The sequence below is a fragment of the Aminobacter sp. UC22_36 genome, assembly GCF_044056035.1.
Lineage (GTDB): Bacteria > Pseudomonadota > Alphaproteobacteria > Rhizobiales > Rhizobiaceae > Aminobacter.
Window position 1 is genome coordinate 2,332,140 of sequence record NZ_CP171996.1, and the last position, 12,579, is coordinate 2,344,718.

General features: G+C 55.0%; 10 protein-coding genes. 8 read left to right on the forward strand and 2 right to left on the reverse strand.

The genetic code is table 11. The features are described from left to right. The first annotated feature begins 27 nt into the window (after positions 1-27). The 3 genes from ACHMW7_RS14605 (at position 28) to ACHMW7_RS14615 (ending at position 2,396) form a co-directional block, all read left to right on the forward strand. Positions 28-744 carry a WbqC family protein gene (locus ACHMW7_RS14605; protein ID WP_395450912.1) on the forward strand — a complete coding sequence of 239 codons (717 nt, stop codon included), beginning with the start codon at positions 28-30 and terminating at the stop codon, positions 742-744. A gap of 40 nt (positions 745-784) precedes the next feature. Next, on the forward strand, positions 785-1,420 hold the full coding sequence (locus ACHMW7_RS14610; RefSeq protein WP_395450913.1) for a class I SAM-dependent methyltransferase: 636 nt from the start codon (positions 785-787) through the stop codon (positions 1,418-1,420). Positions 1,421-1,580: 160 nt separating this feature from the next. Beyond that, on the forward strand, positions 1,581-2,396 hold the full coding sequence (locus ACHMW7_RS14615; RefSeq protein ID WP_395450914.1) for a phytanoyl-CoA dioxygenase family protein: 816 nt from the start codon (positions 1,581-1,583) through the stop codon (positions 2,394-2,396). 26 nt (positions 2,397-2,422) lie between these two features. Here the strand turns inward: ACHMW7_RS14615 and ACHMW7_RS14620 are convergent, their stop codons facing one another. Next, on the reverse strand, positions 2,423-4,321 hold the full coding sequence (locus ACHMW7_RS14620; RefSeq protein ID WP_395450915.1) for a hypothetical protein: 1,899 nt from the start codon (positions 4,319-4,321) through the stop codon (positions 2,423-2,425). A 543-nt stretch (positions 4,322-4,864) separates the two neighbouring features. Between ACHMW7_RS14620 and ACHMW7_RS14625 the strand changes: the two genes are divergently transcribed. The 5 genes from ACHMW7_RS14625 (at position 4,865) to ACHMW7_RS14645 (ending at position 10,423) form a co-directional block, all read left to right on the forward strand. Beyond that, positions 4,865-6,907 (forward strand): hypothetical protein, encoded by a 2,043-nt coding sequence (locus ACHMW7_RS14625; protein ID WP_395450916.1) that lies wholly within the window; start codon positions 4,865-4,867, stop codon positions 6,905-6,907. A 171-nt stretch (positions 6,908-7,078) separates the two neighbouring features. Continuing rightward, positions 7,079-8,008, forward strand: coding sequence for a lysylphosphatidylglycerol synthase transmembrane domain-containing protein (locus ACHMW7_RS14630; RefSeq protein WP_395450917.1), 930 nt, complete (start codon positions 7,079-7,081; stop codon positions 8,006-8,008). Further along, positions 8,001-8,609 carry a class I SAM-dependent methyltransferase gene (locus ACHMW7_RS14635; protein ID WP_395450918.1) on the forward strand — a complete coding sequence of 203 codons (609 nt, stop codon included), beginning with the start codon at positions 8,001-8,003 and terminating at the stop codon, positions 8,607-8,609. Before ACHMW7_RS14630 ends, ACHMW7_RS14635 begins: the two co-directional genes overlap by 8 nt. Before the next feature lie 151 nt (positions 8,610-8,760). Next, positions 8,761-9,711 carry a glycosyltransferase family 2 protein gene (locus tag ACHMW7_RS14640; RefSeq protein ID WP_395450919.1) on the forward strand — a complete coding sequence of 317 codons (951 nt, stop codon included), beginning with the start codon at positions 8,761-8,763 and terminating at the stop codon, positions 9,709-9,711. After that, positions 9,638-10,423: a phosphoribosylglycinamide formyltransferase gene (locus tag ACHMW7_RS14645; protein WP_395450920.1), complete on the forward strand. Its 786-nt coding sequence runs from the start codon at positions 9,638-9,640 to the stop codon at positions 10,421-10,423. The genes ACHMW7_RS14640 and ACHMW7_RS14645 overlap by 74 nt, the downstream gene beginning before the upstream one ends. Positions 10,424-10,522: 99 nt before the next feature. On the opposite strand, the gene ACHMW7_RS14650 is transcribed toward ACHMW7_RS14645, so the two are convergent. After that, positions 10,523-12,175, reverse strand: a complete 1,653-nt coding sequence (locus ACHMW7_RS14650) for a hypothetical protein (protein ID WP_395450921.1) — start codon at positions 12,173-12,175, stop codon at positions 10,523-10,525. Positions 12,176-12,579: the final 404 nt, after the last annotated feature.

Here is a 12,579-nt window from a genome sequence, read left to right on the forward strand (position 1 = left end):
TAGTCCACTAGCTGAAAGAACAATCGCTTGAGTCGAACGGTCGTTATCACTCAGTCGAACTACATTCCTTGGCGCGGCTACTTCGACATGCTTCGCCTCGCGGATCAGGTCGTGCTTTTGGACAGTGTCCAGTACACCCGGCGTGATTGGCGCAATCGCAATAAGATTAAGACGCCACAAGGGGCTAGCTGGCTCAGTATTTCCGTCGAGGTAAAGGGCAGGTACAACGAGTCGATCGACCAAATCCGCATTGCCGACATGACGTGGGCACAGAACCACCGGCGGGCAATCTCGCTCGCTTATCGTCGAGCACCGCATTTCGGTGCACAAGGCCAGTGGGTTGACGATTTGCTTGCCAGAGTAGCCTACGAAACGCGCCTGACCGATGTGAACGAAACACTAATTCGTGCGATTTGCGAGAAGCTAAAGATTGGTACCAGTATTTGTAGGTGTACCGACCTGCTGTCGTTGGAAACGATGGCAGGTATGGACCCGTCTGAACGGCTGGCAGCTTTGGCCGAACGTGCGGGCGCTACGCGATATATCAGCGGACCTGCGGCGAAAGCCTATCTCGACCACGAGGCCTTTAACAAACGCGGTATTGAGGTAGGCTGGATGGACTATTCTGGTTATCCGCCATATCCGCAGCTTTGGGGTGATTTCGAGCCGGCAGTGAGCATTCTCGACCTCATTCTCAACACTGGGGATGATGCAACCCACTATCTTGAAAAGACTATCTCATGAATCTGTGTGTTCGTCCCCGGGCACGAGGTGGGGACCCGCGATGACCCAGTTTCCAAGGGAAGCGATCCTCGCTGAAGCCAGTTCGTACTACACTGCCAAGTTGGCCCAGCACGGCGCGACGCCGCAGGGTGTGGATTGGAATGGCGAATTGTCACATCACGTCCGCCATCACCAATTCCTTCGGCTCCTTGCCCCCGATCCGGCAGCTTCTGTGCTGGATTTGGGCTGCGGTTATGGCGATTTCCTGGTTTTCCTTCGGCAGAGCGGGCACAACGGACAGTTCATCGGATATGACGTTTCGTCAGCGATGATCGCGGAAGCCGAGCGGTTGCATGGTATTGGCGAAGACCGTCTATGGCATGTGGGCGCGGAGCCCACCGAACCAGCAGACTATGCCACCGCAAGTGGTATCTTGAATGTAAAAGGAGAAATTCCGACGGCTGAATGGGATGCATATGTGCGCGACACGATGCTCTTGCTCGGGCGTTCGTCACGTCGGGGATTTGCCGCCAATATGCTTAGCCTGTCGAGCGATCCAGAGAAGCGTCGCAGCAATCTGCACTATGTAGATCCGACCGAGATGCTGCGATTCTGCATGCAGCACTTTGGACGTTCTGTCGCACTCTTGCAGGACTACGGCCTATATGAGTTTACGATCATCGTTCGTCATACGTGACAACCCATCTGGCAGATCGACCAGAGAGAGGTGTTGCAGGATGTGGACTACAACGCGCCCACAATACAGATCGACTTGGTTGAGGAATGGAGCGTCTTCTCTGCCGGAGTAGCGAGTGTCTTGTAGGAACAGAATTGATGCAAAGATTGGAAGACAATCAATGAATGCAGTAACGCCAATGCCACGCTATGGCATACGTGAGCAGATACAATCGGAAACGGCTCTGGACACGGCCAGTGAATCCTTAAGGCTTCTCGGGTATGCGATTGTCGACGGCGGCTATGATGCGGGCCAGCTTGCACGCTTTTCTGACGCATTCGACGGTGCTCTGGCCAAGCTCTATGCCAAATACGGCCTCGAAGCTCTGGCGGCGATGGACGAGCAAAACACGATACGCATATTGATGCAGATGGACCCACTATTTCTTGAGCTCGCCATGAATGCGAATGTTCTTGAAATATGCAAACGGCTGATTGGCGGCACCATTGTCCTCAATCAGCAGAATGGTGTGGTCAATCCACCTCTTGGCGCGCGCTATAACCAAGGTGCCTATCATCGAGATCTACCGTATCAGCATTTCGTTTCGACGCGACCGCTCGCCATCAATGCGCTGTTTTGCCTTGACCAGTTCACGACAGATAATGGCGCCACATTTGTCGTGCCTGCATCACACAAGCAGGAGGCATTTCCTTCAGACCTAAGCCTGCCGGGCTTCCAGGTGCAGGTCGCCGCTCCGGCGGGGTCTTTCATCGTGCTTGACTGCATGGTGTATCATGTCGGAGGTGTCAACCGCACAGCCAAACCGCGTCGGGCTGTTAACCACGTCTATACTATCCCGTTGATCAAGCAGCAAATCTCGTTGCCAACGGCCCTCGGTGAGGACTTCACGCAAGACCGTGCGACACGCAGTCTACTTGGCTATGATTTTCAAGTGCCAATCGATGTGGAGCATTACTATGGTAGCCGCCAGAGATAAGATGCGCCTCCGGCCATGCGCTTGTTTTAGGGCTTGATTCGCCAGACAGCGATGGTGCCGACCTTGAGTGAAGTGGTAGCGCCGTTCTTATCCCACGAAGGCATTTCTGTCTGCTGCGTCACATAGAAGCCGATGCCATTCCGCTTAAGTCTCTGCCGCGCGTCAGCCGCATTGGCTAGGCGGTGAATGGCGTCGAGCTCTGCCAGCCGGGCATTGACCATTTCCACGCGCGGAGATCCGGAAAGACGATAAAGCCCAACCCGCGAAAGATAGGCAGGAACACCGCTGACAGCCATCATCACGGTTGGGATATCGAACAGCTGTTCCTGCAGTGGTATGTTTGCTACCGCAATACTCTCTCCGCGCTGGCCTTCGCGTCCGATCCAACGAGCGGCTTCAATGACGCCGGGCATGACTTGGAGGTGGTCATAGGACGTCCCCCAGGCGAAGCGGCTGATCTTGGCACTGGGCATCCACAAGGCGGTCGAAACAAGTGCAAGGCAAGCGGCGATAGCTGCGGGGAGCGCTGAAATAGTTGGGCGACAGAGCTGAACCGCGAATTTGGCAGTCCAGATCATCGTCAGAACAAAAACCAGCACGAAGGCTCTCTGGCGAAAATCGCTGTAGTCGCCATGAAAGGGAGTGGGCGCCAGTGTCATCATGATACAGGCGTATGGGAGAAGCGTAACGGGAAGGAGGTCCGCTTCCTCCAGCTTGTCGCGCCGTGCGGCCATAAGAAGAAGCCCGGCCACGAAGGTTAGCAACCAGATTCCGGCCATTCCGCCCAACGCCAGAAGCAGGCCGAATGGCAGAGCTTGCACCGGCCCCAGTGTTTGCATGAGGTAAGGATACAACCCGTCGTAGTTTGTCGGCCCGGCCTGTGTGTGCAGGCTTTCGATGAAGCGCAGCAAAAAGGTGCGATAGCCCAGAACGGTGGTTTCCGGACGGGAAATCCAAAGAAGCGCCGTCGGCAAAGCAAGGATGCCTAGCCCTATAAGTGGCCAGCGGAAGCGCCGTAGCGGAGGTGGCAGGCAGGCGACGACGACCACGGCAAACGGCACCACCAGCCATATGAAGATATGGGCACGCAGCAGGAAAGTGCTGGCAAGAAGACCGAGCGCAAGGGCAAGCCGGGAAAGCCCGGCATGACGGCTCCAGTCGACAAGGAGGGCAGCTGCAGCAAGTCCGGCCGGCAGAGCATAGAGCGTGCCGGGCGAGGTTTCCATCATCCAGTGAAACGAAAAGAACCCCTGCTTGAGGCCATAGGCAGCCGCATCCGGGACCAGCGCAAAAAGAGCAAGTGCCAAGGCGCCGCCGGCAAGTCCCGCCAATGTTCGACCAAGCGCGAAGACGCTAAGGCTAGTAAGGAAAATGCCGACCGGGAGCCAGAAGGCGGCGATCACGTCGACCGGACTAAAGCCGAACAGCCGTACGATCAGGCCCGGCAGCGCGTAGCTTACGAAGTGATAGAAAGTCGGCGCAGTATCGACCAGCCCGGACAGTCCGCGGCCGACCATACGCGGATCGCCGAATTCGCCAATGGTGCCCGCATGGATAAAGATGTCGAGCCAAAGCCGTAACTGATCGTGGGCGAGCAAGGCATACCGAGCGGAGCTGTCGAGTGACCAGATGAGGGAGAAACCCGCGGCTGCCGCCATTGAGAAATACCATGCGGGCGTCCGATCGACTTGGGGCGGGGCATCGGTGCTGGCTGAATATCCGGCAACGCCGGCCACGAGCAATGCTGCCGGCAAAAGGATCGGAATGTTCATGAGGTAGACCGGAAGGGCGAGTGCATAAGCTACCACGACCATGCCAATCAGGAGCTGCAGATCGACGCTGAGCGACACGTGCAGAAGGGCGGCAACAAGCCGACCCCAGCCGATAGCGACAATCATCAGGCAGATCGTTGCGAGGCCCAGCAAAGGGCCTCCGTTGAAGGCTACGACCAGCCCTCCGAGGGCGGATAGGATTATTGCGGTAGGCAGGGAATTTCTCCTATGCCAACATCACTGCTCGATGCTCGGCCCCCCTGGTGATGCGCCGCTGGACAGGAATCGGAAGCTAAAATCACTTGGACCGTCCTTGGGGATGACCGAGGCGTGTAGTCAGTCCTATCGAGGATGTCGAGCCCGTGACGGCCGACATGGATGTATCCACAGTTTTAGCGCGGCCCCGACGTCTAATACCAGCTTGGGTGTAGCCTCGATTTTGGTATTCTGACATTGCAAATCGCAGCCTTGCCCAAAATTTGGGCTTGCTTGCAATGTGCTGCACGACTGGAGATATGGGCTATCTCCTGCGTTGCTCCCAAGGCAGCTAAAAAGGCATGTTTCCTCGGTGAGGAGCTCAGAAGTTTCTAAGGCAATTTGGCGTGATCTCACAAGTTTGACATTTGAGGCTCTTCTTTAGATGGTTTCGTCAATAGCTCGGCATTTAATAGACTCTACCTTTGGAAAAAATTGGACATGAGGAAAGTCCTGTACGGTGTACCTAGTTCGAACATAATCCTTGATGTGAAGTTTGTCGTGTTGTTGGCCGTTCTGGGGTCAGTTTTCGTTTGCGGCCTTGTTCAGGTGCACCCGCCCGTCGGCTGGGTCGATCCTGGTCTCTACATACATTGGTTCCTGACGCCTGAACGTAACATCTCTTTTCCGGGAGCCGATTATCATGGATCCCGCCTGCCATTTATCTTGCCTGGAGCGTTTCTTTATTCGGTGTTTGATGCCGTTACGGCGCAGGCCCTGCTGGTTGCGCTCTTCTACGTGTCGGGATTGGTTGCTATCTACACCCTTGCTGCGTCGCTATTGAAGACACATGCGGCCCGTCTTGGTGTCACCTTGTTCTTTGCGTTCAATCCGCTGTGGATTGCCGCTTTCGCCCGTGGCTATGTCGATGGACCGGCTATGGCGATCGGTCTTGCTGCTTTGTCTTGTCTAATGCAGCGCCGTCCTTCTCGGCCGCGCATCACCCTCATGGTATCGGGGGCACTGCTACTGGCTGCCATCTGTCTTCATCCGCTCGGCGGCGGCATTGCCGGGCTGACAGCCGTGCCGATCCTTTTGCTCCGCGCAAGGAGTATCAAACAATGGGTGCTTGAGCAGGTTTTCATGCTCGCCGGTGCATGCGCGGCATTCCTGGCGCTGGGTGTGGGCGGCACGTTGCTGGGCTTGCCGTTCTTCTTTCCCAGCATGTCCATGTCTGCCATTCAGAAGGCGTTTGAAGGCCAGGGCGACAGCTTCTTGCTGCCGTGGCTTGAGTGGGCTCCGGGCGCCAGCCGTCTTGTCATACTACCGTTGATCGTTCTTTCGGGTGTCGCAGCGATCACATCGAGGCAGGCAGGTTGGTCGGTCGGCCCGTCTGACCGCCTGGCCGGCCGCCGGATGGTGGCCGCAGTCCTCACGCCGAGCGTTCTGCTCGCGCTTTTGGTTCTGAATTCAGTTTTCTTTCTACAATACTCATTTTATGCGAGTTACTTCTTTCTGCCGCTGATCCCTGGCGGCATTCTGCTCGCCCATCGTATCGAGGTAGCTGAGCCGGACGCGTTCGACCGATTGCTTCCCGCCATAACCGCAGTTGGCGTCCTCTTCATCCTTGCGGGGCAGCAATTTCGGCTGGTATGGCGCGACATGTCCTCTGTACCCGTTGCTGTTTGGGGCGTTCTTGCCATCCTCATCCTGATGTTGCTGGTGGTTGTCATGATGGGCAGGAGCCGTGCCACCTTATTGCTGGCTGTCGGCATTCTCGGCTTGGCGGGCGCTACAAATCGCGATACAGCGACAGTGTTCAGCCTTGCCGATGCGCCTGATCTAAAGGCGCATCATGACGCACTTGGCCAGATGCAGGCGTGGCTGGGGCAGTCGAAAGTGACTGCCGGACCTTATCTCATCTGGTTCGACCGCGAGGGTTTTGCCAAAGTGCGAAACCTTACCGATCGTGATTTTTATCCGCTCGTTTTCGCAGGGCAGAAATCCAACTTAAACATGCTGGATTCTCTGGCGGCAACTCTTGGATGGGATGCCGCCGCTATCGGTTTCGATATGCCCCATCTCCAAGATCTGGCAATGGTCTCTGGCTCGCACTTCGTGTTGAGAGGCGTCCCTTTTGTGGCAAATTATGTCCACCTGATAACGTTTTGTCCCGAGCTGTCTGCCTGTGAAGAGGGAGTGGCTTCTCTGCAGGATGTTGGCGTCATCACCAGTTCAACCAAAAGCCTGGAAATCAATGTTGTCGGGGTGCCGCGTGTTGTGATTGCGTTGACGGCCCTGAAACCAAGTCCGCAGCCGACGCTCAGGCGAGTACGTGAGGTCCTCGAAGAATTGTTTTTGTCGGGGCCGAATGCAGAGGTGTTTCGCACCAGGCAGGTGACAATAAACAAGATATCCAATTTGGAGTGCGATGGTGGACCTGAGCATATGGTCTGCAGTTTTCGATTTGAACTGAGCACGTTGGAACGCAGAACTGCTCAGCTTGTTTTTCGAAGAGAGGGCCTTGTATGGACACGCATCTGAATGCGGAGCTGGTAGCGATGAGGGTGAAAATTGAGCGACGAAGCAGCTTGCTCCTTTCGGAAATGCCAACTATTTCCATGCTTTCTTTGTAGGTGCCTTGGTGTCGATTCAGCAGGGCCTTGGGTGGTGGAACTCAAATGGTGAACGAGCGGCATCGTTTTGACGTACCGAATGGTTGATGCCTTTCGGCGTTTATGGCTGGTTGTAATTGCGGTTTTAGCCGTCGCTTTTACCTTTTATCAGTTTGACTTGCCCGCTTTGGCAAAGGTCCTGCCAACGATTCCTTTTGGCTTCCTGTTGTTGCTTATGTCCGTGGTGACCTTGAGCGTTTTTGCGGTGTGTTGCGTGCGTTGGATAGCCATAAGTCAGCTTCCGTGGAGCCTTTCGGTTTTTGCCAGGGTTTATTGCTATATCTCCTTCGTGATAGGTGCTTCGATCGTTACCCCGTTTCAGCTGGGAGAGTTGCTGAAGATCAAATTCGCTCATCAATCAGGTTTGAAACTGGGCAAGTCGGCGGTCAACATCGCCCTTGAGCGTATTCTTGATCTTGCGACCATAGCAGCCTTGGGAGCTGCGGGTTTCATACATCTGCATACGGGGTCGGTGCCTCTGTCAATCGGCGCCGTGGTGGCACTTATCGCGGCAGGACTCATGGCACCGATGATGTTGCAAGCGTATGTCGGGCGGCTTGGCGAAACGCCGTGGGGAGCCCGGATGCGGGCGTTGGTTGGAGAAAGTCTGCCGATCGGAAGGCTTGCGATCGTAGGTTTGGCGACGATCCTAAAATGGGGCCTTACGCTAGTAGCCTGGGTACTGATTGTTCGCACGGTTTATGTTGACTTCTCTATCTGGCAGGGAGCGTTTCTTGTTGGCGCCGTGACTATGATCTCCATACTGTCCATGGTTCCAGGAGGTGTCGGGGTTCAAGAGTTATCTGTTCGTGCCATCCTTGTCGGAATGGGCGCAGAGCCATCGCAAGCGGAAGCTGCTGCGATCATACTGAGGCTGTTCACGCCTGTGATGGTTTTTCTTGGCCTTGCACACCTTCCATTCCTTTATCGAAAATCTGATCCTACTGGAGGGAAAGAGCCTCATGGCTGAAAAAGCGGGCATCTTCTCAATTCTGCGCCATCCGCTCGTCTATGAGACGGTTCAGCAAATATTTCAGGCTGAGCGTAATCGTCGATGGTTTGCAAAGACATACGTGAGGGCTAAGCCTGGCGACCGTTTGCTGGACATTGGTTGTGGCCCTGCTCATCTTGTGGAGCATCTTCCGGAGGTGGACTATATTGGCTGGGAGCCGAATCCTGCCTATGTCGAAACGGCCAGAAAAAAATATGGAACTCGTGGAAGTTTCAATGTTGGTTATTTTGGCGAAGCAGAGGCGTCTGCGTTGGGAAGCGTCGACGTTGCTGTTGTAAGTGCGGTACTACACCATCTTGACGACTCTCAAGCCAGAGAGCTTTTTACTTTACTTAGAAGAGTAGTAAAGCCTGGTGGTCGCGTGGTGACATTGGACCCATCTTTTCGCGACAGGCAAAATCCAATCGCGCGGTTTTTGGTGCGTCTCGATAGGGGGATGCATCCGCGTTATCCCGATGCTTACATGTCGTTAGCATCTCACGCATTTACCCAAGTTGGTGGCGATCTAGTAGACCAGCGCTTTCCACCTTACACTTTCTGGTTAATGACGGCGAGTTGAAGATCTTTGGTGTGAATCGTCAGGTGTTGTTTCTGATTTTCAAATTGATATCTACCTTTTTCATTGTTTTGGAGAATGTATTGGTTGCACTTATGGTGCGATGCTTGTGCGAAACGACAAAAATTAACGGCGGCGGCTCGCGGAGTTGCTAATGTCAAAGCCTGTTCTGTCGATCGTTTCCACGCTCTACCTCTCCGCCCCCTTTCTTGCCGACTTCATCGAGCGTGCTTGTAAGGCGGCGGCTGAAATGGGCGAGGCATACGAGCTCATTTTGGTGGACGACGGATCTCCAGACGAGTCATTGCAGATCGCTATAGACGCGTCTCGCACAAATCCGAACATCCGCGTGATCGAGCTATCGCGCAATTTCGGCCATCATGCGGCCATCCTAAGTGGCCTCGGCTTTGCTCAGGGTGAGCATGTATTCTTGGTCGATTCCGATCTTGAGGAACCGCCAGAGCTCTTGCTCCGGTTTGCTACGGTGATGCGAGAAACCGATGCGGACGTCGTGTATGGCTACCATGAGCAGAGGACAGGGTCGCGCTGGAGGCAAGTTACCAGTGGCACGTTCTGGCGTATCTTCAATGCGCTGTCGGAAAGCCAGACTCAGGAAAACATCTGCCACGTGCGCCTGATGAAGCGGGATTATCTCGATGCGCTGCTGTCGCTGCGGGAGCGCAATCTCTTCCTTGGTGGCCTTTATTCTTGGGCGGGTTTCAAGCAGGTCCCAGTCCAAGTCGATCGCCAAATCAACCGTCCGGTATCCACTTACAATATTTCGCGACGAATCGATCTGGCGGTCCGCTCAATCGTTGCATTTTCCACTCGCCCATTGAAACTGATCTTCATACTTGGTTCCAGTATTGCGCTGCTATCGATGCTGGTGGCGCTGGCTTTCCTTCTTCTAAAGATCTATTGGGGTGACAGGATGTTGCTTGGATTTTCCTCGATCATCATTTCGATCTGGTTCTTGGGCGGGCTTACAATCATGTCGCTCGGCATTATCGGCCTGTACATCGGCCAGATTTATGTGGAAACGAAAGCGCGCCCCCGAGCCATCATTCGCAGAGTCTATCAGCGCGATCCTTCGTCGAGACCATAGGCATCCCAATTTGTGTAGCAAGCCACCAAAACGAATTGCCTGGGCGGTGAGCGGTCAGGGGCGGGGATGCATCGCAGTACAGGCCGCCATCGACCGCGGCTTGATCGACGCAGAGATCGGTCTGATCGTCACGGATCGCCCATCGTCCATTGCCGATTTTGCTCGAGCGAGGGACATACCCTGCGTTCTCATAGAGCCCGATGTTGTGCCCTTTCACCCGAATCTTCTCGATGTTCTGGCAACGCACCGTTGCGAATGGATGGGGCTGACGTTCAACAGATTGTTGTCTGAGGCTGTGCTCGACGCGTTCGGAGGCCGAATCTTCAATGTTCATTTCTCTTTGCTACCAATGTATCCAGGCTTTGGCGCCCGTACGAAGACGCTGACAGCTGGCATGCGCATGACGGCCGCGACAATTCACCTGATCGATGCCAACCCCGACAATGGCATCATCCTGGCGCAGGCGGCGTGCGCAGTGACTGCTTCTGACACGCCCCCCACGCTTGGCTTGCGCATGTTCGAAGCCGTTCTACCGCAGCTGCTCCAAGTGGTGCGCTCGATCGCTTCAGATGAGCTGACTTTTGAGCGCGGGGCCGGGCTAACATGGCCCAGGGCGCATATTGCGCCCAGTGCCCCGACCTATGTCTTCCCATTGATAGACGCTGATCTGGAACAGTTTGCCGCCAACTTCTGCCGCAACCTCCAGCTCTAGTGTCCAATTCATTTTGCCATAAGTATGCAGCCGTCTTTGGTACAAAAACTTGGCTAGCGGCACGGTCAGGTTTCTGTTTCCTAGCAAAGGTAGCAGCCTTCATCTGTCACATGTGTCGGCAGGTCTCTCTTGCGAGTCGAGAATGTCGATCAATGTGATGTTGAAGTCGAAAGATCGGCTATTGTAGGTCTTAGTGTCATGCACGCGGCATTGGATGCCGGCCTGCCCGAGCGCCCTAATGGCCGCCTCGCGCTTTGCCGCATCCTGCTCGATAACGACCATCGTAACATTCTTGCCGAGAAGCATTGGCGTCGGCTTTATGGATTGCCCCAGCTTGAGTTCGGCCATGAACAGTGCACGATCCCAAAGACGAAGCGATGCCAGCGTGTCGTAGAAGGTCAAGGCCATCTGGGCGTCGCCGAAGCGCAGGTGCCGCGCAAGTTCTGCCGAACGTCCGTCTCGTGTGGAGAACTCCGCGCGATCGAACCAAAATATCGGCTCCCGGCCGTCGAGGGCCTTCGAATTGATCAGCGAACGGACAAAAACTGCTCCAAGGTAGTATTCGGCATTGTCGATCGTATTTTCTAGGCGGTAAAGCGTCCGCGTGTCCTTGTTGATGGCCAGTGAAAGCCCACTCAACGACAGAAGTACGATCAGCATAACAGCCGGGAACGCGGCCAGGCGGCGCAGCGGTGTTAGTATCAAAAGGCACACAACAATGCCGAAAGAGGTGAGGGGCAGGAGGTCTATATTGAGGCTCTTCGGCGCTAGTGCCTGCCAGATTGCAGGAGCGAACCAGCACGAGCCCGCCATGATTGCCGTTGCTGTGATCGCGATCGCTAGGCGAAGTTTCCTGCTCGCTGGCAGCAGTATCGCCGCGATTGCACCGCTGCTGATGGCGATGCCTGGTAGAGCCAAGCCGGCATAAAAGGCCGACTGAGTGACGCTGCCGTCGAACACCAAATCGAACGTAGGAAGCAACGCTGCAGAGGCACAGGATATCAGCATTGCCGCCACATTGAGCCGGCGTTGTTCCGTTCCGGCGCGCGTGACTACGAGAACGACAAGCAACATGGCATTGACGAAACCGGGCAGAAGGCGGGTAGTGACAGGCAGCCAGTCCACAATCTGGATGCGGTAGTTGGCGCCGATTCCGGAAACTGATGCATTAACAATCCAACTCAGCGATAGGAAGGCACTGGCGCCAAAGCCGATCTGATAAAGAACGACGACGAAGAAAGTCCATGTCAGCGCTGCTCCGACAAGACCACCGGCGACGAAGGCAACGGGCCGCGAGACAACGTCGGACCATTTGAGAAATATGAAAAACAGGATGATCAGGCCCACTGGAGCAGCCGCAAGCGTGTGCGCAAGGATAGCGAGCGTCGAAAAGATGCCGGCAATCACCAGCCAGATGAATCGTTGTGAGGCGCCCCAGGCCGCGAGCACCCCGAAAACGCAGAGCGAATAGGCAACTAGGGCGGCATCGACATAGCCCGCAGTGTTTGCCAGCAGGTAGATCGGATTGTAGGCGAGACAGGCAACCGCCACGGTGGCGGCCATGCGGCCCCATAATAGTCGCACGCCGGTGTAAAGGCCTCCAAGGCCGAGCAAGTAGAAGCCAACAACGATGAGAAGTTGGGCCTGCAGCGCCGGCAGCGCCATGTGCGCCAGCACGTTGGGCAGGACATAAGAAACTCGCAGCGCCTGGTAGTTCCAGCCATAGGCCCTGACGATGTCGAAGAAATCCATCGAAAAGCCGAGATATATCCCAGGATCGACCCAACCTGCTGGCAGAAAGTTTTGAATAGGCGCCAGAAACAAAAAAAGTGTCGGCAAGCATATGACAATAAGGATATCGAAAAGCCAATCAGCTGACCTATTAGGTACATTTTCTCGCATGTGACGCAGTCTGCCTACTCGGTGTATCGTTTGTTCCCCCCGGCGGGGCCCAGAATTTGAATGGCATGAAAAAGAAACATTCGCCAGCGAGCGTCCACCTTATCCGACACAACGCTCTACAGGGTTGCAGTCTGATAACAAATACAATCCGCCAGAAATTCTCTTTCAGGTTATTTTCGCCTCGGATTGCAAAAAGGCAGTAAGATTTGTTAATCAGTTGACCTCTGTTTGCGATGCATGTGTCGATTCGCAAA

Coding starts and splice junctions, on each gene's coding strand:
- ACHMW7_RS14610 (WP_395450913.1), top strand. CDS start 785: ATGACCCAGTTTCCAAGGGAAGCGATCCTCGCTGAAGCCAGTTCGTAC.
- ACHMW7_RS14615 (WP_395450914.1), top strand. CDS start 1,581: ATGAATGCAGTAACGCCAATGCCACGCTATGGCATACGTGAGCAGATA.
- ACHMW7_RS14625 (WP_395450916.1), top strand. CDS start 4,865: ATGAGGAAAGTCCTGTACGGTGTACCTAGTTCGAACATAATCCTTGAT.
- ACHMW7_RS14630 (WP_395450917.1), top strand. CDS start 7,079: ATGGTTGATGCCTTTCGGCGTTTATGGCTGGTTGTAATTGCGGTTTTA.
- ACHMW7_RS14635 (WP_395450918.1), top strand. CDS start 8,001: ATGGCTGAAAAAGCGGGCATCTTCTCAATTCTGCGCCATCCGCTCGTC.
- ACHMW7_RS14640 (WP_395450919.1), top strand. CDS start 8,761: ATGTCAAAGCCTGTTCTGTCGATCGTTTCCACGCTCTACCTCTCCGCC.
- ACHMW7_RS14645 (WP_395450920.1), top strand. CDS start 9,638: ATGTGGAAACGAAAGCGCGCCCCCGAGCCATCATTCGCAGAGTCTATC.
- ACHMW7_RS14650 (WP_395450921.1), bottom strand. CDS start 12,175: ATGGATTTCTTCGACATCGTCAGGGCCTATGGCTGGAACTACCAGGCG.